The sequence below is a fragment of the Arthrobacter vasquezii genome, assembly GCF_029455255.1.
Lineage (GTDB): Bacteria > Actinomycetota > Actinomycetes > Actinomycetales > Micrococcaceae > Arthrobacter_D > Arthrobacter_D parietis.
On sequence record NZ_JAROKN010000005.1, the window covers coordinates 1 to 22847 of the forward strand.

27 protein-coding genes are annotated in these 22847 nt (G+C 63.3%); 15 read left to right on the top strand and 12 right to left on the bottom strand.

What is annotated here, in order from left to right:
- Positions 1–773, top strand: a 773-nt coding sequence (locus P4U43_RS03525; RefSeq protein ID WP_277357470.1) for a DMT family transporter, incomplete at its 5' end; no start/stop codon positions are given.
- On the opposite strand, the gene P4U43_RS03530 is transcribed toward P4U43_RS03525, so the two are convergent.
- The 7 genes from P4U43_RS03530 to P4U43_RS03560 form a co-directional block, all read right to left on the bottom strand.
- Positions 770–2098 (bottom strand): hemolysin family protein, encoded by a 1329-nt coding sequence (locus P4U43_RS03530; RefSeq protein WP_277357471.1) that lies wholly within the window; start codon positions 2096–2098, stop codon positions 770–772. The genes P4U43_RS03525 and P4U43_RS03530 overlap by 4 nt on opposite strands.
- Positions 2099–2126: 28 nt before the next feature.
- Positions 2127–2615: a hypothetical protein gene (locus P4U43_RS03535; protein ID WP_277357472.1), complete on the bottom strand. Its 489-nt coding sequence runs from the start codon at positions 2613–2615 to the stop codon at positions 2127–2129.
- Positions 2616–2760: 145 nt separating this feature from the next.
- Positions 2761–3591, bottom strand: a complete 831-nt coding sequence (locus P4U43_RS03540) for a DUF1206 domain-containing protein (RefSeq protein WP_277357473.1) — start codon at positions 3589–3591, stop codon at positions 2761–2763.
- 80 nt (positions 3592–3671) lie between these two features.
- The gene (locus tag P4U43_RS03545; protein WP_277357474.1) at positions 3672–3989 is read right to left on the bottom strand and encodes a dihydrofolate reductase family protein; all 318 of its coding nucleotides are present in this window, start codon (positions 3987–3989) and stop codon (positions 3672–3674) included.
- A gap of 31 nt (positions 3990–4020) precedes the next feature.
- Positions 4021–4146 carry a hypothetical protein gene (locus P4U43_RS03550; protein WP_277357475.1) on the bottom strand — a complete coding sequence of 42 codons (126 nt, stop codon included), beginning with the start codon at positions 4144–4146 and terminating at the stop codon, positions 4021–4023.
- Positions 4143–5240 (bottom strand): PLP-dependent cysteine synthase family protein, encoded by a 1098-nt coding sequence (locus tag P4U43_RS03555; RefSeq protein WP_277357476.1) that lies wholly within the window; start codon positions 5238–5240, stop codon positions 4143–4145. The genes P4U43_RS03550 and P4U43_RS03555 overlap by 4 nt, the downstream gene beginning before the upstream one ends.
- 85 nt (positions 5241–5325) lie before the next feature.
- Complete coding sequence (locus tag P4U43_RS03560; RefSeq protein WP_277357477.1) at positions 5326–6096, bottom strand: MerR family transcriptional regulator; 771 nt, start codon at positions 6094–6096, stop codon at positions 5326–5328.
- 78 nt (positions 6097–6174) lie between these two features.
- Here P4U43_RS03560 and P4U43_RS03565 point away from each other — a divergent pair, with 78 nt between their 5' ends.
- The 7 genes from P4U43_RS03565 (at position 6175) to P4U43_RS03595 (ending at position 12424) form a co-directional block, all read left to right on the top strand.
- A complete protein-coding gene (locus tag P4U43_RS03565) occupies positions 6175–6654 on the top strand; it encodes a nucleoside deaminase (RefSeq protein WP_277357478.1) in 480 nt (159 codons plus the stop codon).
- 136 nt (positions 6655–6790) lie between these two features.
- A complete protein-coding gene (locus tag P4U43_RS03570) occupies positions 6791–7906 on the top strand; it encodes an AI-2E family transporter (RefSeq protein ID WP_277357479.1) in 1116 nt (371 codons plus the stop codon).
- A 13-nt stretch (positions 7907–7919) separates the two neighbouring features.
- Positions 7920–9251: an APC family permease gene (locus P4U43_RS03575; RefSeq protein WP_277357480.1), complete on the top strand. Its 1332-nt coding sequence runs from the start codon at positions 7920–7922 to the stop codon at positions 9249–9251.
- Positions 9252–9253: 2 nt separating this feature from the next.
- Positions 9254–10009, top strand: coding sequence for a ZIP family transporter (locus tag P4U43_RS03580; protein ID WP_277357481.1), 756 nt, complete (start codon positions 9254–9256; stop codon positions 10007–10009).
- Positions 10006–11640: a RecQ family ATP-dependent DNA helicase gene (locus P4U43_RS03585; RefSeq protein ID WP_277357482.1), complete on the top strand. Its 1635-nt coding sequence runs from the start codon at positions 10006–10008 to the stop codon at positions 11638–11640. Before P4U43_RS03580 ends, P4U43_RS03585 begins: the two co-directional genes overlap by 4 nt.
- A gap of 108 nt (positions 11641–11748) precedes the next feature.
- Positions 11749–11952, top strand: coding sequence for a hypothetical protein (locus P4U43_RS03590; RefSeq protein ID WP_056545214.1), 204 nt, complete (start codon positions 11749–11751; stop codon positions 11950–11952).
- 133 nt (positions 11953–12085) lie between these two features.
- Positions 12086–12424 carry a hypothetical protein gene (locus tag P4U43_RS03595; RefSeq protein ID WP_056545215.1) on the top strand — a complete coding sequence of 113 codons (339 nt, stop codon included), beginning with the start codon at positions 12086–12088 and terminating at the stop codon, positions 12422–12424.
- Here P4U43_RS03595 and P4U43_RS03600 read toward each other — a convergent pair.
- A complete protein-coding gene (locus tag P4U43_RS03600) occupies positions 12405–13535 on the bottom strand; it encodes a winged helix DNA-binding domain-containing protein (RefSeq protein WP_277357483.1) in 1131 nt (376 codons plus the stop codon). The genes P4U43_RS03595 and P4U43_RS03600 overlap by 20 nt on opposite strands.
- 57 nt (positions 13536–13592) lie before the next feature.
- On the opposite strand from P4U43_RS03600, the gene P4U43_RS03605 reads away from it, so the two are divergent.
- The 3 genes from P4U43_RS03605 to P4U43_RS03615 all read left to right on the top strand — a co-directional run bounded on the left by P4U43_RS03605 (position 13593) and on the right by P4U43_RS03615 (position 15402).
- The gene (locus P4U43_RS03605; RefSeq protein ID WP_277357484.1) at positions 13593–14255 is read left to right on the top strand and encodes an alpha/beta hydrolase family protein; all 663 of its coding nucleotides are present in this window, start codon (positions 13593–13595) and stop codon (positions 14253–14255) included.
- Positions 14256–14285: 30 nt separating this feature from the next.
- Positions 14286–15032, top strand: a complete 747-nt coding sequence (locus P4U43_RS03610; RefSeq protein ID WP_277357485.1) for an alpha/beta hydrolase — start codon at positions 14286–14288, stop codon at positions 15030–15032.
- A gap of 130 nt (positions 15033–15162) precedes the next feature.
- Positions 15163–15402: a YegP family protein gene (locus P4U43_RS03615; protein ID WP_277357486.1), complete on the top strand. Its 240-nt coding sequence runs from the start codon at positions 15163–15165 to the stop codon at positions 15400–15402.
- Positions 15403–15458: 56 nt separating this feature from the next.
- Here P4U43_RS03615 and P4U43_RS03620 read toward each other — a convergent pair whose 3' ends face one another.
- Positions 15459–15857 (bottom strand): ArsR/SmtB family transcription factor, encoded by a 399-nt coding sequence (locus tag P4U43_RS03620; protein WP_277357487.1) that lies wholly within the window; start codon positions 15855–15857, stop codon positions 15459–15461.
- 140 nt (positions 15858–15997) lie between these two features.
- Complete coding sequence (locus P4U43_RS03625) at positions 15998–16213, bottom strand: hypothetical protein (RefSeq protein WP_277357488.1); 216 nt, start codon at positions 16211–16213, stop codon at positions 15998–16000.
- Between the two features lie 289 nt (positions 16214–16502).
- Here P4U43_RS03625 and P4U43_RS03630 point away from each other — a divergent pair, with 289 nt between their 5' ends.
- Genes P4U43_RS03630 through P4U43_RS03640 form a run of 3 tightly spaced genes read left to right on the top strand, consistent with a single transcriptional unit; the run spans position 16503 to position 19402 of the window.
- Positions 16503–17048 carry a GNAT family N-acetyltransferase gene (locus tag P4U43_RS03630; RefSeq protein WP_277357489.1) on the top strand — a complete coding sequence of 182 codons (546 nt, stop codon included), beginning with the start codon at positions 16503–16505 and terminating at the stop codon, positions 17046–17048.
- A 48-nt stretch (positions 17049–17096) separates the two neighbouring features.
- Positions 17097–18374 (top strand): 6-phospho-beta-glucosidase, encoded by a 1278-nt coding sequence (locus tag P4U43_RS03635; RefSeq protein WP_277357490.1) that lies wholly within the window; start codon positions 17097–17099, stop codon positions 18372–18374.
- On the top strand, positions 18362–19402 hold the full coding sequence (locus P4U43_RS03640) for an N-acetylglucosamine kinase (protein WP_277357491.1): 1041 nt from the start codon (positions 18362–18364) through the stop codon (positions 19400–19402). Before P4U43_RS03635 ends, P4U43_RS03640 begins: the two co-directional genes overlap by 13 nt.
- Here the strand turns inward: P4U43_RS03640 and P4U43_RS03645 are convergent.
- Positions 19392–20069, bottom strand: a complete 678-nt coding sequence (locus P4U43_RS03645) for a Gfo/Idh/MocA family protein (protein WP_404800697.1) — start codon at positions 20067–20069, stop codon at positions 19392–19394. The genes P4U43_RS03640 and P4U43_RS03645 overlap by 11 nt on opposite strands.
- Positions 20070–20123: 54 nt before the next feature.
- Positions 20124–21101 carry a NosD domain-containing protein gene (locus P4U43_RS03650; protein ID WP_277357493.1) on the bottom strand — a complete coding sequence of 326 codons (978 nt, stop codon included), beginning with the start codon at positions 21099–21101 and terminating at the stop codon, positions 20124–20126.
- 693 nt (positions 21102–21794) lie between these two features.
- Here P4U43_RS03650 and P4U43_RS03655 point away from each other — a divergent pair.
- Entirely contained in the window at positions 21795–22838 is a 1044-nt protein-coding gene (locus tag P4U43_RS03655; RefSeq protein ID WP_277357494.1) for a LacI family DNA-binding transcriptional regulator, read from the top strand.
- The last annotated feature ends 9 nt before the right edge of the window (positions 22839–22847 follow it).

Below are 22847 nucleotides of genomic sequence, written 5' to 3' on the forward strand. Positions count from 1 at the left end.
TGCTTCAGGCAGCCCTCGCCGGACCGGGGCTGGTCCGCGCCCGCCACGAATTACGACGGCGGTGGCCCACCATCGCGCTCGGCGGAGTCGCCGTAGCTGTGTACCCCCTCGCCTTCTACAGCTCCATGCGGTTGGCCGGTGTTGCCGTGGGTACCGTCATTTCGATCGGCTCGGCGCCCATCGCGTCGGCGGTCATCGAACGCGTCATTGACGGGCACCGGTTGACGCGGCGCTGGGCGGTGGGTGCCGGCGTCGGGTTGGTGGGAGTAGTGCTGCTTACCTTCGTGGAGCCGGCGAAGAACACGGGTGCAGGCAACACCACTGCCGGGATTTTGCTGGGGCTGCTCGCCGGGGTCACGTACGCGCTGTACTCGTGGGCGGCACACCGGACTATGCAGCGGGGCGTGCGTTCCGGGGTTGCAATGGGTGCGATCTTCGGGGCGGGCGGTGTGTTGTTGATGCCGGTGCTTTTCCTCACCGGCGCGCCGCTGCTTGAGTCCTGGCACAACTTTGCCGTCGGCGCCTACATGGCGCTGGTGCCCATGTTCCTGGGCTACGTCTTCTTCGGGCTCGGCCTCGCGCGGGTCATGGCAAGCACGGCGACCACGCTGTCCTTGGCGGAACCGGTCGTGGCGGCGATGCTCGCCGTCGTCATTGTGGGTGAAAGGCTGCCGGCGGCAGGATGGATCGGCGTCGGACTCGTGATTGCGAGCCTTGCAGTCCTCACCGTGCCCGTGCGGCGCAATGTCCGCACAGCGGTTGGCGTTCCCTAGGAGCCCTCTGATGGACCGTTGGACTCGTCGGGCGCTTCACTACGGGTGACACGGACACGTTCGATCCGATGGCTCGCCATCTCCGCAGCTTCGAAACGCAGTCCCTCGATTTCTACGCTATCGCCGGTCTTCGGCATTCTGCCAAGCCGGTCAAGAACCAGGCCGGCAAGCGTCTCATATTGGCCGTCGTCGGGAAGGTCCGCGCCGATCTCCTCGGAAGCCTCTTCGATGATCAGACCGCCGTCCAGCACGACGCTGCCACCGTCGCTGAGCGTGTGCCGCGCGGATGCGTCAACCTTCTCGTCGTCATACTCGTCATAGATTTCACCGACGAGTTCCTCGAGGAGGTCCTCAAGTGTGGCAATACCGTCAGTGCCTCCGTATTCATCGACGACGAGGGCTATGTGGTGCCCTCCTCCACGCATTTGGCTGAGTGTGGGCAGAATTCGGTTCGAACCCGGCACAGCGAGGATCGGCCGGGTAATCGACGCTATGGCATCACCGCCCGATCCTTCGTGGCTGAGGAGGTCGCGGATATGAATGAAACCAACGACGTCGTCGATGGACTCCCGGTACACCGGGTATCGCGTGTAGGGAAGGTCACGGATTGCCGCAGCAGCTTCACTTAACGGCATGGTCTCAGCGAGGAATTCAACGTCAGTGCGCGGTCGCTTCACCTCGTCAATCAGGCGTTCTCCGACGCTGAAAGCGTCAGAGAGAATCTGACGGTGTTCCCTCCGCAGATCCGGGGTCTCCTGAACCAGCTGCCGCAGTTCCGCGGCGGTGTACTCCTCGGTGGTGGCATTCGGATCCCCGCCGACGAGCTTTACGACGAAGTTGGTGGACACCGAGAGCAGCCAGATCACGGGGCGCATCACTCGCGCGAACATGTTGAGCGGAGGCGCCAGGACCCTCGTGAAGCCGACGGCGCGCTGCATGGCCAGTCGTTTGGGAGCGAGCTCACCCAGGACGAGGGACAGGTAGGCGATGACCAGGGTCATCAGAATCAGGGCAACCGTGTCGGCAGTGCCGTCCGGTATGCCGATGTTGATGAGCAGCGGCGCGAGATCGGGGGCAAGAGTCGAGGCGCCGTAGGCCGACGAGAAAAATCCTGCAAGCGTGACGCCGATCTGCACAGCGGAGAGAAAAAGATTCGGGTTGCGAACCAGTTTGGCTGTCCTCATGCCGCTGGGCCCGGACTCCTCGATGCGCTTGATCTGGCCCTCGCGAAGATTGACGATGGCCATCTCGGTGCCTGCGAAAACGCCGCCTATCAGCACGAAGACGAGAACCAGCAGGGCATTCAGGAGAGTGTCGGTATCCACAACGCCACTCTATCCGTGGCGACTCGGCCTACTTCGGTTGTTCAGCCACAGCGAAGATGTACTCCACGCCGGCGGCAGCGGCCGGGTCCCCGCTGAAGGTGATGAAGTAGCCGGGCTCCGGCACAGACACGTTGAACCAGGTGGGCCCGCCGCACGCGAAGCCGGTCATGCCCTCGCTGCGAGATTGAGTGGTGTAGGAGAAGGTCAGCCGGTCCGTTCCGCGGCACTGGGCGTGGACGAGGTACTCGCCCACGGGAAGCTCGGTGTCCGGCCAACCGATGGTTCCCAGCGTGGTGGAATCACCCGCGCCTTCCTGGATGACGTCCGCGGGATCAAGTCCGAGATCCAACGGCGCCGTGGACGCCTCGGGTGCACTCGCCACAACCTCGGTAGTGTCTTTCGATTCCTCGCCCACCGCGGCGGATATAGCCGAACACGAGCTAAGAATGAGCGCTGCCCCGCCCCACGCTGCCGCAGTGACTAATCGGGCAAGTGTGTGTCCCCCGGATTTCCCCATCCGCCAACCTTAACTGGAAGTTGCGCTAGCGAACAGAGTTACCTCGTCCAGGCGTCCAACCCCGGCAACTTTCGTGCAGATCCGGTGGCTTCCGCCCCCTTCGAAGTCGCCGGACCTGCGCAAAAGTTCCAGAAACGGGTGGGGGCTACATCCGCCCGAACTTCGCCCGCACCAGCGCAAAAATGCCGTAGCAGATAAGACCCACGGCAATGAGGACCAGCAGCGCATCGCCGAAGGGATGGTCCGTCAGCGCTTTCAGGCTTCCATCGAGTCCGGTGGACCGGCTGGGGTCATGGGTGATCACGGCGGCGCCGAACAGGATGCCCACCAGGATGAGGGCAATCCCTTTCGCAACGTGCCCGATGACGCCCAGCACCTCGATGAGGGCCCCGCGGTGCGTGTCTTCGAAGTGCCGAAGCTCAGGCCGGAACTTGCGCGCGAGCCCCTTGAAGACAAAGTAGACACCAATGCCGAAGACGGTGCCGCCTACGGCAAGGATCACGAAGACTCCGAAGGGCGAGCCCATCATCGCGGCGGTGAAATCGCGAGTGGATTCGCTCGAATCGACTTCGCCGCCGAAGGCGAACCGGGCGAAGGTGAAGGCCATGCTGCCGTAGATAATGCTCAGTGATCCGGAAGATATTGTCTTGGAGACCCGTTCCCCGGTGGGCAGGTGGCGGGCGCGCAGGGTCGCTTCGCTCAATTGCCAGGCGGCGAGTCCGAGGCACCCGATCGCGCAGGCCCACATGACCCACGGGCCGGACGTTCCACCAGCCAACTGTTCCAGCGCACCGGTCGGCTCAGCCTCGCCGCTTCCCCCGGACGCGATCTGCAAGGCAATGATGCCGATGAGGATATGGACGACGGCGAGAACCGCGAACCCGAAACGCGCGACGGCGTCGAGCACTGCATGGTCCGACACCTCTTCTGCGGTGTCAGCGGCCTCCCGCGCCCGGGAGTTTTTATCCGTTGACATGCCACGCTCCTGTATTTCCCTGGTATTTCAGGGTACAACCGCGGGTGACGTTCGATGGGCGGACGTCCACGGGCCAGGGTTCAGCGCCGCCAGAACAGGTGATGGGTTACGCCGCTGGCGCTGGGAACGACGTCGACATGGAAGCGGTCCAGCAGGTCATCGGGCGATTCCCACAAGCGCGACCCGCCGCCGAGTTCAACCGGCGAGACAGCTACATGCAACGTATCCACGAGATCAGCGTCGAGAAACTCCCGGATGGTGGTCGCGCCGCCGCCCAGCCTGACGTCCTTGCCGTTGGCTGCCTTCCGCGCTTCGGCCAGCACCGTTGCCGGATCAGCGCCGGTGAAATGGAACGTGGTGTCGGAAAGGGCGAAGGATGGCCGCTCATGGTGGGTCATCACGAACACTGGAGTATGAAAGGGCGGTTCGTTACCCCACCAGCCCTGCCAGTCCTCGTTCTGCCACGGGCCACGGCCTTTCCAGGCTCTGGTTCTCACCGGCTCCGAAGCCGTCGCTGGACACACCGAAATTCTGGACCCTCAACAGCTGGTTCACCTGACACTCCTCATCGTGGCAACCGGCCACTCCCCGGTTTCGAAAAAATCCTCCAGCAGCCCGAGCGCAGGCTCCGGATCCAGTCCGCGCGTCGCCAACCAGGCGTCGTCGTTATAAGAACACGCATAACGCTCACCCGAGTCGCAGAGAAGGGAAACGATACTCCCCTGCTGACCCGCTGCCTTCAGTTCGGCGACGAGCTTCCACACTCCCCACAGGTTGGTCCCGGTGGACGGACCGGCCGAGATACCCGTCCAGGCGCGCAGGTGCCGCGAAGCGGCTACCGAGGCGGCATCGGGGACCTGGATCATCGCGTCAATCACGGAGGGAATGAAGCTCGGCTCCGGCCTTGGACGGCCGATCCCCTCGATCCTCGACGGCTTCCCGACAGCGGCGACCCCTTCCGCCCAGGTGGGATAGAAAGCCGAGTTTTCCGGGTCCACCACGGCAAGCCGCGTGGGGTAGCGGTTGTACCGCAGGTACCGGCCGATGGTGGCGCTGGTGCCGCCGGTTCCTGCACCGACCACCACCCACTCGGGGACAGGGAACCTCTCGTGTTCCATCTGCCGGAAAATCGATTCGGCGATGTTGTTGTTGCCGCGCCAGTCCGTGGCACGTTCCGCGTAGGTGAACTGGTCCATGTAATGGCCGCCGGTCTCCGCCGCAATGCGCTCGGCTGCCGCATACACTTCCGAGGCACCGTCAACGAAGGAGCACGTTCCTCCATACTGCTCGATCAGCGCAATCTTTTCGGGACTGGTGGAACGGGTCATCACCGCAACAAACGGCAGCCCGAGCAGCTGCGCAAAGTACGCCTCGGAAACTGCAGTGGATCCACTGGACGCCTCAACAATGGTGGCGCCCTCCCGGATCCAGCCGTTCACGAGTCCGAAAAGGAAGAGCGACCGGGCAAGGCGGTGCTTCAGGCTTCCCGTCCGGTGCGTCGACTCGTCCTTGAGGTAAACGTCAATCCCCCAGCTCTCCGGCAGGGGCAGCGCAAGCAGGTGGGTGTCAGCGGACCGGTTGCCCTCGGCCTCGATGCGCCGGATGGCCTCATCCGACCATGCGCGGTCAGCGGCAGCGGAAATCGTCATATCTGCACCTTACGGATTCACACCGACAAAGGAACAACGGACGACGACGGCGCCACGATGGGTGCCGCCGTCGTCGTCTCTGCCGCTAGAGGTGGCGGCCGGCGAAGATCTTCAGCGCGTCGCGCACCAACTCCGCGCCCTTCCGGCCGCCGTAGTTCGCGCCGAAGCGGTCATCGGCGACGTACATGTCACCGAGTCCGGTGACGTACTCCTTCGAGGGCCCGTTGCCCGAGGACCCGCTGCCCGACGACGGCAGGCCGGGCACGCCGGCAAGCCACTCATAGTGCCGCCGCGCCAACTCCTGCGCCTCAGCGCTGTCAGCCGCGACACCCTGCTCCGCAGCGGATGTCCAGTCAGCGCCGAGCTGCGCCGACCGGGCCTTCCAACCGGCTCGCTCAGCATCACTCATGCCGGTCCACCAGCGGTCCCCCGAGGCATAGGCCTCCTTGCCCCACCGCTGCTCCACCTCGTCCTTGTACTGCGTGTGGTCGAAGCCGTTGAACATGTTCTCAGCCATCAGTTGTCCACCTCCTTCCAGTTGTTTAATGGTCAGCGAGACCGACGCGATCTGCCGCGCCAGCCGCTCCTGTTCCTGCCTCAGTAGCTCCAGGTGCTTGTGCAGCGCATGGGCAGGCTCCGCTTCCCTGTCCAGTACCTCCGCGATCGCAGGAAGCCCCAGCCCGAGGTCGCGCAGCAGGAGGATCCGCTGCAGCCGGACCAGGGCGCCGTCGTCGTAATAGCGGTAGCCGTTACTGCCCACCCTGGACGGCGGCAGCAGGCCCAGCCGGTCGTAATGCCGCAGGGTGCGGCTGGTGGTCCCGACCAGCCGCGCGACGTCCTGAATCGACCTGTCCATGTGCTCCTCCCTGCGCCTTTCCCTCACGGTATAGGTTGACGCTGCGTCAAGGTCAATTGCCGGGTGTAGGGTTCGGGAATGAGCATTGGAGAGGAACAGTTCCTTGCCCGCGCCATCGATCTTGCAATCCGGAATGTGCACGACGGCGGCGGTCCCTTTGGAGCCGTCATCGTCACCGGTGATGGGCGTCCGTTTGACGGAATCAACCGCGTGACCGCGAATAATGACCCCACTGCCCATGCCGAAGTGATGGCCATCCGCAACGCCTGTTCATCGCTCGGAACCTTTGATTTGAGCGGGTGCGTGCTCTACACGAGCTGCGAACCGTGCCCCCTGTGCCTGTCCGCCGCGCTCTGGGCCCGCGTTGACGGAATTGTGTACGCGGCAGACCGGCACGATGCTGCAAGGGCCGGCTTCGACGACGCCCGCTTCCACGATTTCTTCACTCAACCTGTGGAGGAACGGTCCATGCAGGTCCGGCAGCTTGTCCTTCCGGACTCCTCCGGTGCCAACCCCTTCCGCGCCTGGGCCGAGCTGGCCAACCGCATCGAGTACTGACCCCGCTTCACCTGCTGCGGACGTGCGGACCTACCGCTGCCGCAGCACCGCGCTGACGTCCCTCCAGAAATTACACAGTATGCTTAGCATTTAGTTGCCCGCAGCACATCGAATACTTCCGGGGAAGGGGAAACCTATGGCCGGCTCCCGCTTGCACAGCACCAGATCAAGCCCCTGGACGGACGGTCTCGGCCGGACCGCCTCCCGGTCAGCGCAGATTCTGCTGATTCTGACCCTTGCGGTGGTGGCCATCTACGGGCTGCTCCAAATCCGGCTGCTCGTGATTCCGGTCATCATTGCGCTGATCCTCGCAGCCGCCATCGGGCCGTTCGTCAATCTGCTGCGCCGGCGCGGAGTGCCCGGCGCACTCGCCACGGCCATCGCCTTCCTTGCCCTGCTGATCGCCATCTCCGGCGTCATCACCATCATCGTTTTCTCGGTCCGCAGCCAGGCCGATGAGCTGATTGCCGCGGCCACCGAAGGCCTGGACGAACTGCAGGCCTTCCTGACCAGCGGACCCTTCCCTATTTCGCCGGAACAGCTCGACCAGGCGCGCACCGCGATCATCGATTTCGCCACCAGCGCCCAGTTCCGCTCAGGCGCCATCTCCGGTGTTTCCGTGGTGGCTGAATTCCTCACCGGCGCCACCCTGATGGCCGTGATCCTCTTCTTTTTCCTGAAGGACGGCAAGAAGATCTGGGAGTTTTTCCTCCGACCCTTCAAGGGCGAGCGCGAGCAGAAATTGCGCCGTTCAGGCGCCCGCACCCTGGAGGTACTCGGCAGCTACGTCCGCGGAACGGCAATCGTCGCGCTCGTTGACGCGGTGGCCATCGGCATCGCGCTGCTCATCCTCGGCGTACCGCTGGCCCTGCCGCTGGCCATGATCGTGTTCATCGGTGCGTTCATCCCGCTGGTGGGGGCTACCCTCGCCGGCGTGCTGGCTGCCCTCGTTGCGCTGGTGGCCAACGGGCCGATTGTCGCGCTCATCGTGGTCGGCGTCGTCGTCGCGGTCAACCAGTTGGAAGGCGATCTCCTGCAGCCCATCGTGATGGGGAAGTCACTGCGACTCCATGCACTGGTGATTCTGCTCGCGCTGACAGCAGGAACCATCCTCGCCGGCATCATCGGTGCCGTGCTGTCCGTTCCGATCGCAGCCGTCACCTGGGCCGTCCTGCAGGTGTGGACCGATGAGGATCCAAGAATGGAACCGCTGAACCCGGACCTGCCTCCCGCAGGCTCCGAACCAATCTGAGGAGGGGGAGAGAATGACCACAGAAACAGCTCCATCGAAACTTCGCCAGGGCATCTCCGGCAAGCTGCTCTACCTGTTCATCCTCGGCGACGTGCTCGGCGCCGGCATCTATGCACTGGTGGGTGTCATCGCTGCCGAGGTCGGCGGAGCGATCTGGGTGCCGCTGATCGTTGCACTCGCGCTGGCCCTCCTCACCGCCGGGTCCTACGCGGAGCTGGTCACCAAGTACCCCAAGGCGGGCGGAGCGGCCGTCTTCGCGCAGCGGGCGTACAAAACCCCCTTCATCTCCTTCGTCGTGGGATTCTGCATGCTCGCCGCAGGCGTGACCAGCGCGGCCGGGCTCACCCTCGCATTCACGGGTGATTACCTCTCCGCCTTCATCGCCGTTCCACCCGGCTGGGCGGCAGTGGTGTTCCTCGCGCTGCTGGCACTGCTGAACGCGCGCGGCATCAAGGAATCCGTGCGCTCCAACGTGGTCATGACCGTCATCGAAGTGTCCGGGTTGGTGCTCGTGATCGTCCTGGTTGCCGTATTCCTCGGCCAGGGCGGCGGCAACCCCGAGCAGATTTCCCAATTCCCGACCAACGCCAACCCTGCCGTTGCCGTCCTGGGAGCGTCCCTCATCGCCTACTACTCGTTCGTGGGCTTCGAGGTCTCCGCTAATGTCGCGGAGGAAGTGCAGAACCCGGCACGCGTCTACCCGAAAGCCCTGTTCGGTGCCCTCGCGACGGCGGGCGCCGTCTACCTGCTGATCGGGCTGGTATCCGCTGCCGCGCTACCCGCCGACGACCTGGCCGGCTCCACCGCACCCCTGCTCGACGTGGTCACCGCCACCGGCTTCGGGATCCCGCCGTGGCTGTTCAGCCTGATCGCCCTCGTAGCCGTTGCAAACGGTGCTCTGCTGACCATGATCATGGCGAGCCGGTTGACTTTCGGCATGGCCGAGGAAGGTCTCCTTCCTCCGGTGCTCGGCAAGGTTCTGCCCAACCGGCGCACGCCGTGGGTAGCAATTATTGCGACGACGGCGGTTGCCATGGTCCTGACCCTCACCGGCGACCTCGCCTCGCTGGCCGAGACGGTGGTGCTGCTGCTCCTGTTCGTCTTCATCAGCACGAACATCGCGGTACTGGTACTCCGCCGGGACCGGGTCGAGCACAAACACTTCCGCATTCCGACGGTGATTCCCTACCTCGGCGTTGCCTCGTGCGTCCTTCTTCTCACCCAGCAGTCAGCGGAGATCTGGCTGCGGGCGGCGATTCTGGTGGGTGTCGGCGTCGTGCTGTATTTCATCAGTGCGGTGGTGACCAAACGCAGCAACCGTAAGCTCCAGGCGGAAGCTGGATAGTCATGACCTTCACCGCGGCCCTGATCGCTTCGCTGGTCATCGCACTCGTACTGGCGGCACTGCACCTCGCCGCCCCGCGCATCCGGAAGCTGCCGTTGGTTCCGGAGAGCGTGACCGGTTCCTTCGCGGGAGGACTCGCCGTTGCGTACGTCTTCCTCCACCTGCTCCCGGAAATCGCGGAGGGTAACGAGGCGATCGGCGAGCTGCTCGAGGACACCATCGAGGTCACGCCGCTGTTTGACCTGGGGATCTTCGTCGTTGCGCTTACCGGCTTCACCGTGTTCTACGGGCTGGACCGGCTGGCAACCTCGCGGCGGACCAGCAAACGGCCGGATTCCGCCGGCGTCTACTGGCTGCACCTCGGAGCGTTCGCGTTCTACAACGCGCTGATCACGTACACGATGGCGCTGCGCGTTGAAACGGGGTACCTCTTCGCAATCCTGTTCGCCATCGCCATGGGCCTGCACTTTGTGCTCACCGACCGGCACCTCGAGGAGAACTATCCGCACCGCTTCGCTGCCAGCGGCCGGGTGGTTTTGGCGGGCGCGCTCCTTCTCGGCTGGCTGCTGTCAGCCCTGTTTGCGCCGACCAGCACGGTTGTCGTCGCCATTCTGACCGCCCTGCTGGGAGGCTCTGTGCTCTTGAACGTCTTCAAAGAGGAACTGCCGTCCAACCGCGGCTCGAGTTTTCCCTGGTTCCTTGCGGGTATGGTGATCTACTCAGTGCTGCTTGCCCTCATTACAGCGGCCGCCGAATGAGCAGAAAATTCGAAGCCACCGCGCGGGAGCACTTTGGCTGGGACTCGCTCCTTCCCGGACAGCGCAAGGCGCTGGAGGCAGCCGACGGCGGCCGGAACCTCCTCTGCGTCCTTCCCACCGGTTACGGAAAGTCCGCCATCTATCAGGTGGCTGCAATGGCAGCACCGGGTGTCGCCGTCGTTGTTTCGCCGTTGATCGCCCTCCAGCGTGACCAGGCGGAGGCCATCAATGAGACACTCGGCGAAATCCGCGCCTATGTCCTGAACTCCACCGCGACGGACAGCGAGATCGATGAGGCATGGGCAGCCGCAGAAGATCCGGACGAGGAGCGCCGCGCCAAGTTCCTGTTCCTGGCGCCGGAGCAGTTGGCGCGCGAGGAAACAGCGGCCCGGCTGACGGCGCTGGACGTGTCCTTCCTGGTGATCGACGAGGCGCACTGCGTCTCCGCGTGGGGGCATGATTTCCGGCCTGACTACCTCCAGCTCGGCTCGCTGGTGGAGCGTCTTAAACGGCCGGTCATCGCGCTGACGGCCACCGCCTCTCCCCCGATGCGGCAGGAGATTCAGGAGCGGCTGAAGTTGACGGACGCCGTCGTGATCGCTGAGGGCTTCGACCGGCCAAACCTCCACCTCAGCGTGCAGCAGCACGAGTCCGACCGCGACAAGCAGCGCGCAGTATTGGAGCAGGCGGCCTCCCTTGAGGGGCAGGGCCTGCTCTATGCCGCCACCCGGAAGCAGACGGAGCAGTACGCACAGGAGTTGCGGGGTGCGGGAGTGCGCGCTGACGCCTACCACTCCGGGCGGAAGAAGTCCGAGCGGACCGCGCTGCATGAAGCCTTCCATGCCGGTGAGCTGGACGTCATGGTGGCAACAACCGCATTCGGGATGGGCATCGACAAGCTGGATGTGCGGTTCGTGGTGCACGCGGACATCCCCGATTCCCTCGACAGCTACTACCAGGAAGCGGGGCGTGCCGGGCGGGACGGCGAGCCGGCCGCCGTCGTGCTTCACTACCGCCCTGAGGATCTTGGGATCCGCCGGTTCTTTGCTGCGAAGAATGTGCAGGAGGACGGCCTTCGTCAGCTGTTCGCCGCTTTGCGCGCAGCGGAAAGGGCACTCGATGCCGCCGGAATCCGGGAAGCGACCGGGCTGACCCAGCGCAAGCTCTCCGGGCTCCTGAACCAGCTGGTTGAGGTGGGAGCGCTTCGTGAGCGTTCCGGGAAGTACCGCGCGGTGGCAACGGATGCCGGGCAGGTCATTGCCGATGTCGTCGAGCATCAGAAGCGGCGGCAGGAAGTGGACCGTTCACGTGTGGAAATGGCGCGGCAGTACGCGGAGTACCGCGGTTGCAGGCGGAAGTTCCTGCTCGGATACTTCGGCGAGGAGCACGAGGGCCTGTGCGGTGCGTGCGACAACTGCGATTCCGGACGGTCGGCGGAGCACACTGACGACGACGGCGAGAAGCACCTCTTCCCGCTGCAGAGCACCGTGCGGCATGGCGAGTGGGGCGAGGGCGTCGTGATGGGATACGAGAACGATGTGATCACGGTCCTGTTCGGGGAGCACGGTTACAAATCGCTGTCTGTGCCGCTGGTGGAGGAGAAGGACCTGCTGACTGCGGTGCGGTCCTGAAGGTACCGGTGTGCGTGTGAACAGCGCGTTCGGTCATACGATCTCGCGCAACGCTCAACAGCATGGTTACACTTCGACAGAGAACCGTAATGAGCGCGAAAGTGACCCATGGAAACCAACCACAAGATTTCCCCCGAAGACCCATTCCCAGAAGACTTGACCGTGCTGGATGATGTCGAGGTCGAGGTACTCAACAGCAGAATTCACCGCGAGCTCGAGGCTGAGTATGCAGAAGGCCTCCCGGAGCCGGAAACCGAGGCGCGTCTTGAGGAGGTCAACCTGGAGTTGAACCGGCGCGAGCAGGAGAACTAACCCCTTCATCGGGAACACGTCCGGACTGGACAGGCTGCTGGCCTGCCTGGTCCGGACATGTTCTTTTAACCGGGGTGACTTAATCGAAAATACGTTCTACTTTTAAACCCGGCACTGAAGAAGGTGAAGGGTAATGACGGCGCAACATGTAGACGAGGTTCAGCCCGGGTCGCGGTCGCTCAATGAGGAGGCAGACGTCCGCTTCACGTCCCGCGGGGAGCCGCTCGCGCTTCGTTGGAGGGCGGGCATCTGGCAGGTTCTGGGTGACCCGATGCACTGGACAAGCTCCCGAAACTGGTGGGAGCCGGGCCCTTCGGGAATCATGGGCCAGGGCAGCATCATGACACAGCAGTACTGGCGGTTCCGGGCACAAACGGGGCCGGCGTCACCCATCCTTGTCTTCGACGTCTGCCGGGATCCGCGCTGGGAGGGCTGGAGACTGGTCCGGGTGACTAACCTCGGGTCCGGTTGAGTTCTCGCGGCTTTCTGGCGTGCGGCTCATCGGCAAGAAAATGCTCATAAGCAGTGATAGCGCCGTCGAACGCTTCGGTGCCGCTGATTGCGGACTCGGCAAACGGGGCAATGTCCGCCGTGTTGTCCCGCGGATTTCTCCGCCAGGTTCCTACGGCGCGGCCGTCCAGCAGAAGTGCCGGCTTGAACACCCCGTTCTTGGCCAGCTGGATGCGGGAGGCGTACTCGGGCGGAAGTGATGGCGCGCGGTCCTGGTAGCCAAGGATGTACTCGTCATACCCAGCCAGCAGGAGCCCGCCTCCGGCCATCGGGTCCGGCTCGGTTACGCCGGGCAGCGCCCAGTAGCTCGCGCCGTCGTAGACGTACTCCACCAGCTCGCTGCGCGCCTGAGCCAGGCCAACTTTCGCGTCAGCGAGAGTGAGCTTTGACCACCAGGTGAAGTCCTGCAGACGTGCCGGGCCGTGCCCGGTGAAGTACCGGAGGGCGAACCACCGCAGAGCCTCTTCCCGATCCGGCCGCGGGCTGTCATCAGGAGCCCAATCATCAAGCAGCACCAGCGCCTGCTGGGACCGGTCCGGTGGCCCCCAGCAGACCAGTTGCGTCTGTGCCAGATACCAGATGATGTGGTAACCCCGTTGCCCGCTGGTGGAGAGCCCTGACCTGTCGAGGGTATCCAGAAACTCGTCCCGACTAAGCGCCATACCGCCCGCGAGCGCCTCACTGGCTACATCCCGGGCCCGGTGGAGTGTGCGCTGGTCAAGGTCGAGTTCCGCCAGACGCCGCGACGCCGACTTGATCATCCGCTCCGCCGTCAGTCCGAGCATCCAGCGGAGGTCAGCCGGCCGCACAAAGTGGAGTGTGCCGCGCACCGGCGCAGACCGCACCACGTCCGCACTATCGAGGACAGCGAGGACTCGTTGCCGAGTGGAACCATTGACTCGCGAGCCGACCGCCCAGAGCGCCTGGCCGAAGTCCTGCGCCTGGACTGCGAGCATCCTGTCGACCACGCCGGCCGGGCCGGGCAATCCTGATGATGGTCGGCCGTCGCTCACGGGGAAGTGGTGCGCGAGCCGGAGCTGCAGCAACTGGTCCCGGGTGATCGGAGTTCCCATGGCATCAGTATGCGTTGATCGGCACCCGCACAGGTGGACCTGCGGCATGATGGGCAGATGTCCTCCTCCGAGCACTTCACCCTGCGCGTTGACGATGCTGACTTCTCCTGCACCTACGAACAGCCGGACACTCCGACGGCAACCGTGATCATCGCCCACGGTGCCGGTGCGGGCATGGACCACCCTTTCCTCCTCGGCTTCAGCAATGCCGTGAACAACGCCGGCTTTGCCACCTTGCGCTTCAATTTTCCCTATATGGAGCAGGGTCGGCGATTCCCGGACCGCCCTCCGAAGGCGATCGCTGCCTGGCGGGAAGTGATGGCGCATGCGCAGGAGCGCACGCGGGAGGGACCGGTGTGGGCGTGTGGGAAGTCCTTCGGCGGCCGAATGGCGTCCATGGCAGCAGCGGAGGGGATGGACGCCGCCGGGCTGATCTTTCTCGGTTATCCGTTGCACCCGCCGGGAAAACCGGAGAAGGTCCGCGACGAACACCTGGTCCACATTCACATGCCGATGCTCTTCCTGCAGGGAAGCAACGACGCGTTCGCGCGGAAGGAGCTCTTGAATCGGGTGGTCGCGAAGCTCGGCGACCGGGCAACGCTGCAGTACGTGCCCGACGCCGATCACTCCTTCGCGGTCAAGGGCGCCAAGCGCAGCCCTTTGGAGATTGGTGCATCACTGGCTCCCGCGGCGGCGTCATTTATTGCGCGGAGTGGCTGAGCCCGTATCCCCACTGGGTACGGTGAACCTATGCCGAGCCCCTCTCCCGCAAACCTGACAGTAATCCCAGCCGTGGATGGAGCCGATGTTCGCGCTCCTGCGGTCCTCGTGCTTCCGGGAGGCGGCTACGGCAAGACATCTGACCATGAGGGGGAGCCCGTTGCCGAATGGCTCGCAGGGCTCGGCATCCACGCATTCGTCCTTCAATACCGGGTTGCACCTCATCAACATCCTGCGCCGCTGATCGACGCCAAGGAAGCGATGCTCTGGATTCGGGGCGGGGATCACGGTATCGCCGTGGACGGCGGGCGGGTAGGAGTGCTGGGGTTCTCAGCCGGTGGACACCTTGCCGCCACGCTCTCGACAGCTACGTCCGCGAAGACTCCAGCGCTTGACGTCCCCTCCGCCGTCCCCGACCTGTCGATCCTCTGCTACCCGGTGGTGTCTTTTACCGATGCTGTGCATCAGGGGAGCATCGATAACCTCCTGGGCCGCTCGCCGTCGTCGGAACTGCTGCGAAAAATGTCACCGGAGTTGAACGTTACCGACGCAACGCCTCCGGCGTTCCTCTGGCATACGGCCGACGACGCCGCGGTGCCCGTGGAGAATACCTTCGCCTATGCACGTGCGCTGATCGAGCACTGCGTGCCGGCCGAGGTCCACGTCTTCCCTCACGGCTCACACGGGCTGGGATTGGCCGGCGGTGAATCGGGCCCTGACCAGTGGACGGCGCTGTGCGGAAACTGGCTGTCGCGGCAGGGCTGGACCAACCGCTAGAGCCTCAAACCTTGGGAAAAGGTCGGAGGAGTGTTTCCTCCGGCGTCACACGGCTTTCTTATATTACGAATTAATGAAATCCTAAAGTCATCAGGCGCGCTGATGCGCCGCTGCGCCGGAGGAGGAAATCGTGGCCGGTAACTTCGAAATTTTCAGGGACGCCGACAAGCTGTACCGCTTTCGCCTCATGGATGAGCGAGGCGGCATTCTCGTAACCTCAGCCGGGTACGGACACAAAGGTGACGTGGTAACAGCCATAACCGCCGTCCGTGAGCATGCCGCCATGGGACACATCCAGGATTGCTCAGACCCTGCCACAACCGCACGGGCGCCGCGGGCGCGGCAAGTGCGGCAACGCGCTACCGCTTAATCTCGCTACGGCGCGAGTCTCGCTACGGTGCGAGTCTCGCTACGGTGCAAGTCTCGCTACGGTGTGGGAGCGGACTGCTGGGACTCCCTGGCTTCGACGGATTCCTGCGCAACCCACTCCGAAGCCCGCAACTGCTGCTGCGTAGACTCAAGGACCTCACCCAACAGCATCTTCGCCGTCGCCAGCAGGTCGGCGACACGCGGATAGGCCAAGCTGTAAAAGACCTGGCTGCCGCGCCGCTCGGACACAACAAGGTGGTGCGTCCGCAGCACGGAAAGGTGCTGGGAAAGGCGGGATGCTTCAACGCCCATATCCGCCATAAGATCCGTCACTGAGACGTCCCGCGACGCGGAGAGTATTTCAAGAACGCGCACGCGTACGGGATGCGCCATGCCTTTGAACAGGTTCGCCTTCACCTCATAGAGGGGCCGGTGCGCTCCTGGAAATGCCTCCAAGAAAACCATCATCCTTTGCGAACATGGACCGGGACGATCACAGGATGACAGCCGGTTCAAAGAAGTGCCTCGCGGCGATCGCCTGGGCAGTTGAGGACTTCATCATACCGTCATGTGCTACTCACCGGTAGCTTCTCCTGTCAGACAGATTCTTCTCCCACTGGTCCGCGCGGATAATCGTCCTCACCGTAAACCGCCTGCGCCTGTTCGACGACGTCCGCCTCGTTAGCTTCGCGGGCCCCCGCCTCAAGCGGCTGCTCGCTCACGTCCTCGACGGAATCCTCACCAACTGCTTGTTGCTGCTCAATCCGGTCGGCATCATTTGCCGTCAACGGCTCATTGTCTTCGATCGACATGTCTGGCTCCTCCTCGCTCAGTTCCTCCCCTGCTCCTGTTGGGAGGAATCAGTAGGAAATCACTTCGACGAGTTCGCCGACCCGGTCCTCAGGGTAGTTGCGGTCTCGTGCGGTTGTCATGATCAGTCCCCTTTCCTGCGTTCTTTTGATGAGTGGAACAGGTCCAGCACGATGGAAGGGGCCCATGCGTACGATCATAAGCACGCTTGCTATCTTTGTGAAGAGGTGCCGGTGGTGCCCGCGGCTACGCTGAAACAGGTCCGACAAGCTCAGGCAAGGAGTGCCAGACGTGCAGAACAGTACAGGCGCAGTCCTCCGGCGCTGGACGCCCGACGACACCGGCGCCCTCCACCGCGCCGTAGCTTGCAGCGATGACTTACGCATCCAATTCGGGCAGCAGGATCTCGCTACCCACGACGCCTGCAGACGGTACATCGAAAACCGGCTGGCGGTCGAAAGCGCTTCAGCCTGCCATTTCGCAGTAGCGGTCGACGGCGTAGCGGTCGGTGATGTCGGCATCAGCTCAATGGAGTTCAATCACGGCACGGCCTGGGTCTCCTACTGGATGAGCGCCGAGTTCCGCGGACGGGGACTCATCACCAGAGGTCTCGCGGCGGCGTCGGAATGGGCATTTTCCGAAAGCCTGTTCCGGTTGGAGCTGGGGCACCGGGTCAATAACCCTGCCTCGTGCCGGGTGGCAACGCGCGCCGGATTCCAGGCGGAGGGAGTTGAGCGCTCGAAACTGCGTTACGGTGTTGAACGCTACGACGTGGAGACGCACGCCCGCCTGGCAACTGACAGTTCACCGGATGATATCGAGCCGCTTCCCCGGTGAACTGAATGCGAGGATTGAGTTCAGAAGCTCGCGCATCGCATGGAAGGGATGACCATGAAAGTTGCTGTTGTTGGGGGCGGGTCGACCTATACGCCCGAGCTCGTGGATGGCTTCGCCCGCCTCCGGGAGATGCTGCCCATCGAAGAGCTCTGGCTGGTTGATCCCGACGGGTCGAGGCTCGAACTGGTATCAGGTCTTTCCCGCCGCATCTTCTCCAGGGCGGGACATTCCGGCAAGATTCGGACCACTTCCAGCGTCGAAGAGGGGGTCAGCGACGCCGACGTCGTTCTCCTGCAATTGCGCATCGGCGGGCAGGCCGCACGCCATGGCGACGAGACGTTTCCCCATGAAGCCTGCTGTGTGGGGCAGGAGACCACCGGCCCCGGCGGGTTCGCCAAGGCGCTGCGGACCGTGCCTGTGGTACTTCAAATCGCTGAAATCATCCGCGAGAAGGCGAAGCCGAATGCTTGGATCATCGATTTCACCAACCCGGTCGGGATAGTGACGCGCGCACTCCTCCAGGCCGGGCACCGGGCCGTGGGGCTGTGCAACGTGGCCATCGGTTTCCAGCGTCGGTTCGCAGCGCTCCTCGACGCTGATTACAGCAACGTTTCCCTGAATCATGTGGGTCTCAATCACCTCACCTGGGAACTGGGCGTCAACCTGAAAAGGGATGGCGGCTCCGTGAACGTCCTCCCCCGAATCCTCGGAGAACATCTCGAGGAAGTGGCGCGGGAGGTGCAGCTACCACCCGCCTTGTTGTCCCTGCAGCAGGCTGTGCCGTCCTACTACTTGCGGTACTTCTACGTCCACGACGAGGTGCTCCGGGACCAGCTGAGCCAGCCATCCCGGGCGCAGGCTGTCATGGAGGTTGAGGATGCGTTGCTGAGAAAGTACGCGGACCCGGCGCTGGACATCAAACCGGAGGAACTGTCCCTGAGGGGCGGCGCCTTCTATTCCGAAGCAGCGGTTGACCTCATGTCGTCGCTGATCTCGGGGCGGGGCGATGTTCAGGTTGTCAATGTCCGCAATGACGGCACGCTGCCTTTCCTGCCGGACGATCACGTGATCGAGGTCCCTGCCGTCATTCAGTCCGGTGGGTTGGCTGTGCCTCCGATCGGCACGCTGCCGGAGGAGATAGCCGGGTTGATCAGCCACGTGGCGTCCTACGAGCGGCTGGCCCTCGACGCCGCACTGCACGGCGGTAGGGAGCGGGTGCTCAAGGCGATGCTCGCCCATCCGCTGGTTGGCCAGTTCGATAAGGCGGAGAAGCTCACCGATGCACTGCTTGCCGCCAACCGTGAGCACCTGGCGTGGGCCCGTTGAACCAGCCCGGCTGCCCTGTTGTTATAGCGGTTGACGGCGGCGGTTCGAAGACGGACCTTGCAGTGCTCTCGGTTGAGGGTGAGGTGGTCTTTCACGCGCGTGGCGGTGGCGCGAATCCCCAGACGGTAGGCCTCGACGCATCTGTCGCGGTGGTCCGGGCGCTTGCTGCCGAGGCGATGGCGGTTATCGGGAACCGGCCGCTGCTGCAGACAAACGTCTATCTCGCCGGTATGGACCTCCCGGTCGAGATTGAGAAATTCTCCTCGGCCATCGCCGAAGATGACTGGGCGGGAGGAGCAGGCGGTAGACGAGCGTTCGTCGACAATGACCTCTTTGCCCTCCTCAGGGCCGGAACCGACAGCCCGGATGCCGTCGCGGTTGTCTGTGGAACCGGAATCAACGCAGTGGGAGTGAGAGCTGACGGCCGGACGGCACGATTTCCCGCGCTTGGCCTCCTGTCCGGAGACTGGGGCGGCGGAGGGGACCTCGGCGCGGCTGCACTGTGGCACGCGGCCAGGTCAGAAGACGGCAGGGGACCACGGACATCCTTGACCGAACTGGTTCCGGCGGCCTTCAACCTGCCCTCCGTGCGCGAAGTCATCGAAGCCATCCACCTCGGGAAAATCCCCGCGCGATCGGTTGCGGACCTCACTCCCGTTTTGTTCACAGCTTCGACGGCCGGGGATGACGTCGCCGCATCAGTGGTTGACCGCCAAGCCGATGAGATCGTTGTCCTGGCGGTCACTGCGCTTCGACGTCTCGATCTGCTGGACGCTCCGGTGCCGGTCGTTCTGGGCGGAGGGGTCCTCGCTGCGAATGACAGCCGGCTCCTCACCAGGATCAGGTCAGGTCTGGAGGAGCAGGCACCCCGCACCCACCTGCATTTGGTGACCGCTCCCCCGATCGTGGGAGCGGGCATTCTGGCGCTCGAAGTGGCCGGTGCGGAGGCGGATGCATTGGCCCGCGCACGGTCAGCTCTCGATAGCCGCTCCATTCCGCTCCAGCGAAACGTGCGAACTACACCGTGACGTGGTCGCTCCCGTGCCGGATGCCGAGCTGCCCGCGCACGTCGTCGAGAAGCTCCATCGTGGCAACCGAGTCAGCCCACGGCATGGTGGGGCTTTCGGTGAGTCCGTCCTGGATGCACCGGGTGACTTCGCGCAGCTGGTACACATAGTTGCTTCCCACCTGGCCGAAGGATTCGACGCGGGAGCGTCCGTCCGCCGTCGTGATGGTGAGGCTCGAAGGGTTGCACTGTGGGGTGGAGGCCGTCAGCCATCCGGCGTTTCCGCTCACTGTAGCGGTGCCGGGGCAGGCGGCAACAATCGATGTGAGCAGTTGGGCGACTGCCCCGTTCGCGTAGGAAAGCGTCAGGGCGTTCCGCATGTCCACGCCGTCGTCAGTGAGGGTTGCCTGGGCCGCGACGCCGGTAGGAACCCCCAGCGCTCCGAGCGCCCACGTCAGCGGGTAGACCGCAAGATCCAACAGCGCGCCGCCGCCGGCAGCCGGATCCCAGAGGCGGGAGTTCCGGTCGTAACCGGACACGAAACCCAGGTCCGCCTGGACCCACTGCACCTCTCCCAGCTCCCCGGAGGCAATGATGTCCCACGCCCGGTTGATGCTCGGCAGGAAGCGCGTCCAGACTGCTTCCATCAGGAAGACGCCGTTGGCCGCAGGCGCGGTGCCGACCATCATGCTCGTCAAAGGTGGTACTCGAAAACGATACGGGAGGGCACGTTGCTCACGATGTTATTCGACGCGAGATAATGGCCGAATGAACTGCGTAGCCACCCGATACGAGAAGTGGTTCGCGCTCACGGTGTTGTTACTCCCGTTGAGGTGCACCATGCCGAAGTAGTCGTCCTTTCCGTTGTCGATAGAGCTTTCGGTGTCTGTGCGCAAGAACTGATTGCTTGAGATCAGGTTCTCCTCGCTTCCAGGTTCAAAAATCACCATCCCCGGCCAGGAACTGACGAACTTATTCGCAGTGACGGAGCAGCGTTTGCTGTTGACTAAGCGCACGGAGCCATACCAAAGGATCGAGTTGCCCGAGATGGGGAGTCCCTCCGCGTTCTCAGCGAAGACCGCGGAACCCGCCCACGCACTAATCAGGAAGTTGTTCGTAACGCGCATTACCTGCCAAGCGCCAAGGAGTTCGATGCAACTACCGCATTCGGCTATGAAGTTGTTGGTTATGTATGGGGCGTCCGCGCCGCGGAGGATGATGGCGTGCGTGAGGTAGACGAACCCCAATCCTTCGATCCGGAATGCGTCATTGTCGGTTTGAGCGCGGATGCCGGTCTTCCCGTTTCCCGGAATGTACGGCTTAGAGCTTTCGACTCCGTCGATGCAAAAGTCCCGAAACTCAACTGAGTTGAGGCGCCCGACAGTTGCGGGACTGCCGGAACGAGCGATAAGGAAGGCTTCGCCGTGCCCGTCCGTGTTCATTACACGAATGTGGCTGCCGCCTGGCAGTGTTTCCACCCACTGGGATGAGTCGCTCTCATCGCGGATCGCTTCTGATAGGAACCCGTGCCCGGAGCCTTTTATTTGCAGGTAGCTGATGTCGATCAACACGCGGGTTCTGAGATCGAAGTGCCCGGGTGGACTGTATATCACCGCGCCCGGACGGGTGGTCTGGCTTGTCTGAGTGGCCTTAATGTCGGCGACGATTCGTTCATCACCTTCCCGATATCGGTATACGGGGACACGCTGGCGCCGGTCCAAGTGGTCACGTCATAAACAGTTTGGGCCATGTCTGTCTTATCTCGTGTGTGCGGGTGGGGTTCGGTTCGTCAGTGCCGAAGTTGCCGGGCGTTCCTGATTACAGGACGCCGACAATGCTCGCGCCAGTGTCAGCAGTGGGGTTCGCCGCAGGCTGAGCACGGGCTTCCATCTCCACAGAACGGGCGAGTGCCTGCGGTGGCTGCACCAAGGTGCATGCGAGAAGGCCCGCAGCTCCTCCAAGTGCCTCGAGCACTGATAGTCGAGTTGCCGCTTTTTCCGAGGGCCCTGTGTTTCTGTCTCACTACTCGTGGACAGTAGATCAGTCGCCGAGAAAAACGATTGCGTAACTTCGAGCATCTAAGTGTGAGCTGCACCATGTTGTCAAGGGTTGGGGTCATAGTGGCTTCGTAGGACGCAAGGACTAGAGAACCGCGGACACTTCAGGAGCGAACGCGCTACCAGAGATGTGGGTAGATTGAAGCAGAGTAGGCGGATTTCTGGGGGGTTTCGGCTTCCTCGGATGCGCGAGGGCCTGACGTATACGAGAAGGTCAGTCGTCGAAGCCAGACTGGCAGGTGGGACCACTTTTCCGTTTGAGGTCTTCTCAAAGTTTTCCCCTTTTGCTCTTGCATGTGTTGAAGTTCACACCCTACTATCGAATCGTTCGCGCAAACGATTTTCTGAGGAGCCTCTATGACCACAATGGCGATGGTTGCCAGTCTGGCGGGTGTGTCTATTTCGACGGTTTCCCACGTCTTGAACGGGACTCGCCACGTTGAACCGGAGACGCGCGAGAAGGTGTTGAAGGCTATCGAGGCGACTTCCTATCGCCAAGACGCCGTGGCGAGAGCTATGCGCCGGTCGCAGACGGACAGCGTGGGCCTGATTGTCTCGGATGCGGGCGAGCCGGCCTTCGCGGAGATGGTGCATGGGGTTGAGCATGCAGTCGCCAGACTCGGACTCACACTACTGTTGGCCAATTCCGCTGAGGATCCCGACCGGGAAGCGCAGGCCGTAGAAGCTCTCCTGGAACGGCGCGTTGACGGCCTGATTCTGGCGCGGGCTGCAGGGTCGCGCCAGGATGTTGTTGACGGCATCCAAGGCGAGGGTACGCCACTGGTCCTTATGGACCGTCTCTGCGGGATGCGGGTCGACCAGGTAGGAGTCGAGAACCGACTCCCCACTATCGAGCTGGTGAAGCATCTTGTCGATCAAGGGCACCAACGGTTCGTCTTCGTCGCGGGCGATTGCAGGGTTCCCACCCTGCGTGAGAGACGCGATGCCTTTGTCGAAGCGATGGCCCAGCTGAATCTTGACGCGTCCGCGCAGACAATCATCGCTGATGTGCCGGCCTTCGACGTCATTGACGGTCAGTTGGAGCAGGCACTGGATGCCGGTCCTAGACCGACGGCCTTGATCGCCTGCAGCACTGTGCTGGCGGCACGGGCGCTCAAAATAGTGCAGAACCGGAATCTGCAGCTACCCACCGACATCGCCTTCGCAACTTTTGACGGCTTCGCTTACTCGGACCTCTTCACACCGCAACTGACTACCGTCAGGCAACCAGCTTTCGAAGTTGGTGTAGCAGCGGCCGAATTGCTGGCCCACCGGCTAGCAGACAAGGCGCGAGGCTCCTCCCCCGTACGCCTGGCCCCCACAACCACACGGCTATCTCCCACGATTGAGTACCGAAGTTCGAGCGGCACCACCGTCCGTATGACGCCCTCGAACTTCTAAACCACAGAT

Coding starts and splice junctions, on each gene's coding strand:
- P4U43_RS03645 (WP_404800697.1), bottom strand. CDS start 20,069: ATGATGGTCGGCACCGCGCCTGCGGCCAACGGCGTCTTCCTGATGGAA.
- P4U43_RS03655 (WP_277357494.1), top strand. CDS start 21,795: ATGACCACAATGGCGATGGTTGCCAGTCTGGCGGGTGTGTCTATTTCG.
- P4U43_RS03555 (WP_277357476.1), bottom strand. CDS start 5,240: ATGACGATTTCCGCTGCCGCTGACCGCGCATGGTCGGATGAGGCCATC.
- P4U43_RS03605 (WP_277357484.1), top strand. CDS start 13,593: ATGTCCTCCTCCGAGCACTTCACCCTGCGCGTTGACGATGCTGACTTC.
- P4U43_RS03625 (WP_277357488.1), bottom strand. CDS start 16,213: ATGTCGATCGAAGACAATGAGCCGTTGACGGCAAATGATGCCGACCGG.
- P4U43_RS03545 (WP_277357474.1), bottom strand. CDS start 3,989: ATGACCCACCATGAGCGGCCATCCTTCGCCCTTTCCGACACCACGTTC.
- P4U43_RS03600 (WP_277357483.1), bottom strand. CDS start 13,535: ATGGGAACTCCGATCACCCGGGACCAGTTGCTGCAGCTCCGGCTCGCG.
- P4U43_RS03560 (WP_277357477.1), bottom strand. CDS start 6,096: ATGGACAGGTCGATTCAGGACGTCGCGCGGCTGGTCGGGACCACCAGC.
- P4U43_RS03590 (WP_056545214.1), top strand. CDS start 11,749: ATGGAAACCAACCACAAGATTTCCCCCGAAGACCCATTCCCAGAAGAC.
- P4U43_RS03610 (WP_277357485.1), top strand. CDS start 14,286: ATGCCGAGCCCCTCTCCCGCAAACCTGACAGTAATCCCAGCCGTGGAT.
- P4U43_RS03575 (WP_277357480.1), top strand. CDS start 7,920: ATGACCACAGAAACAGCTCCATCGAAACTTCGCCAGGGCATCTCCGGC.
- P4U43_RS03540 (WP_277357473.1), bottom strand. CDS start 3,591: ATGTCAACGGATAAAAACTCCCGGGCGCGGGAGGCCGCTGACACCGCA.
- P4U43_RS03595 (WP_056545215.1), top strand. CDS start 12,086: ATGACGGCGCAACATGTAGACGAGGTTCAGCCCGGGTCGCGGTCGCTC.
- P4U43_RS03535 (WP_277357472.1), bottom strand. CDS start 2,615: ATGGGGAAATCCGGGGGACACACACTTGCCCGATTAGTCACTGCGGCA.
- P4U43_RS03585 (WP_277357482.1), top strand. CDS start 10,006: ATGAGCAGAAAATTCGAAGCCACCGCGCGGGAGCACTTTGGCTGGGAC.
- P4U43_RS03580 (WP_277357481.1), top strand. CDS start 9,254: ATGACCTTCACCGCGGCCCTGATCGCTTCGCTGGTCATCGCACTCGTA.
- P4U43_RS03565 (WP_277357478.1), top strand. CDS start 6,175: ATGAGCATTGGAGAGGAACAGTTCCTTGCCCGCGCCATCGATCTTGCA.
- P4U43_RS03570 (WP_277357479.1), top strand. CDS start 6,791: ATGGCCGGCTCCCGCTTGCACAGCACCAGATCAAGCCCCTGGACGGAC.
- P4U43_RS03635 (WP_277357490.1), top strand. CDS start 17,097: ATGACCATGAAAGTTGCTGTTGTTGGGGGCGGGTCGACCTATACGCCC.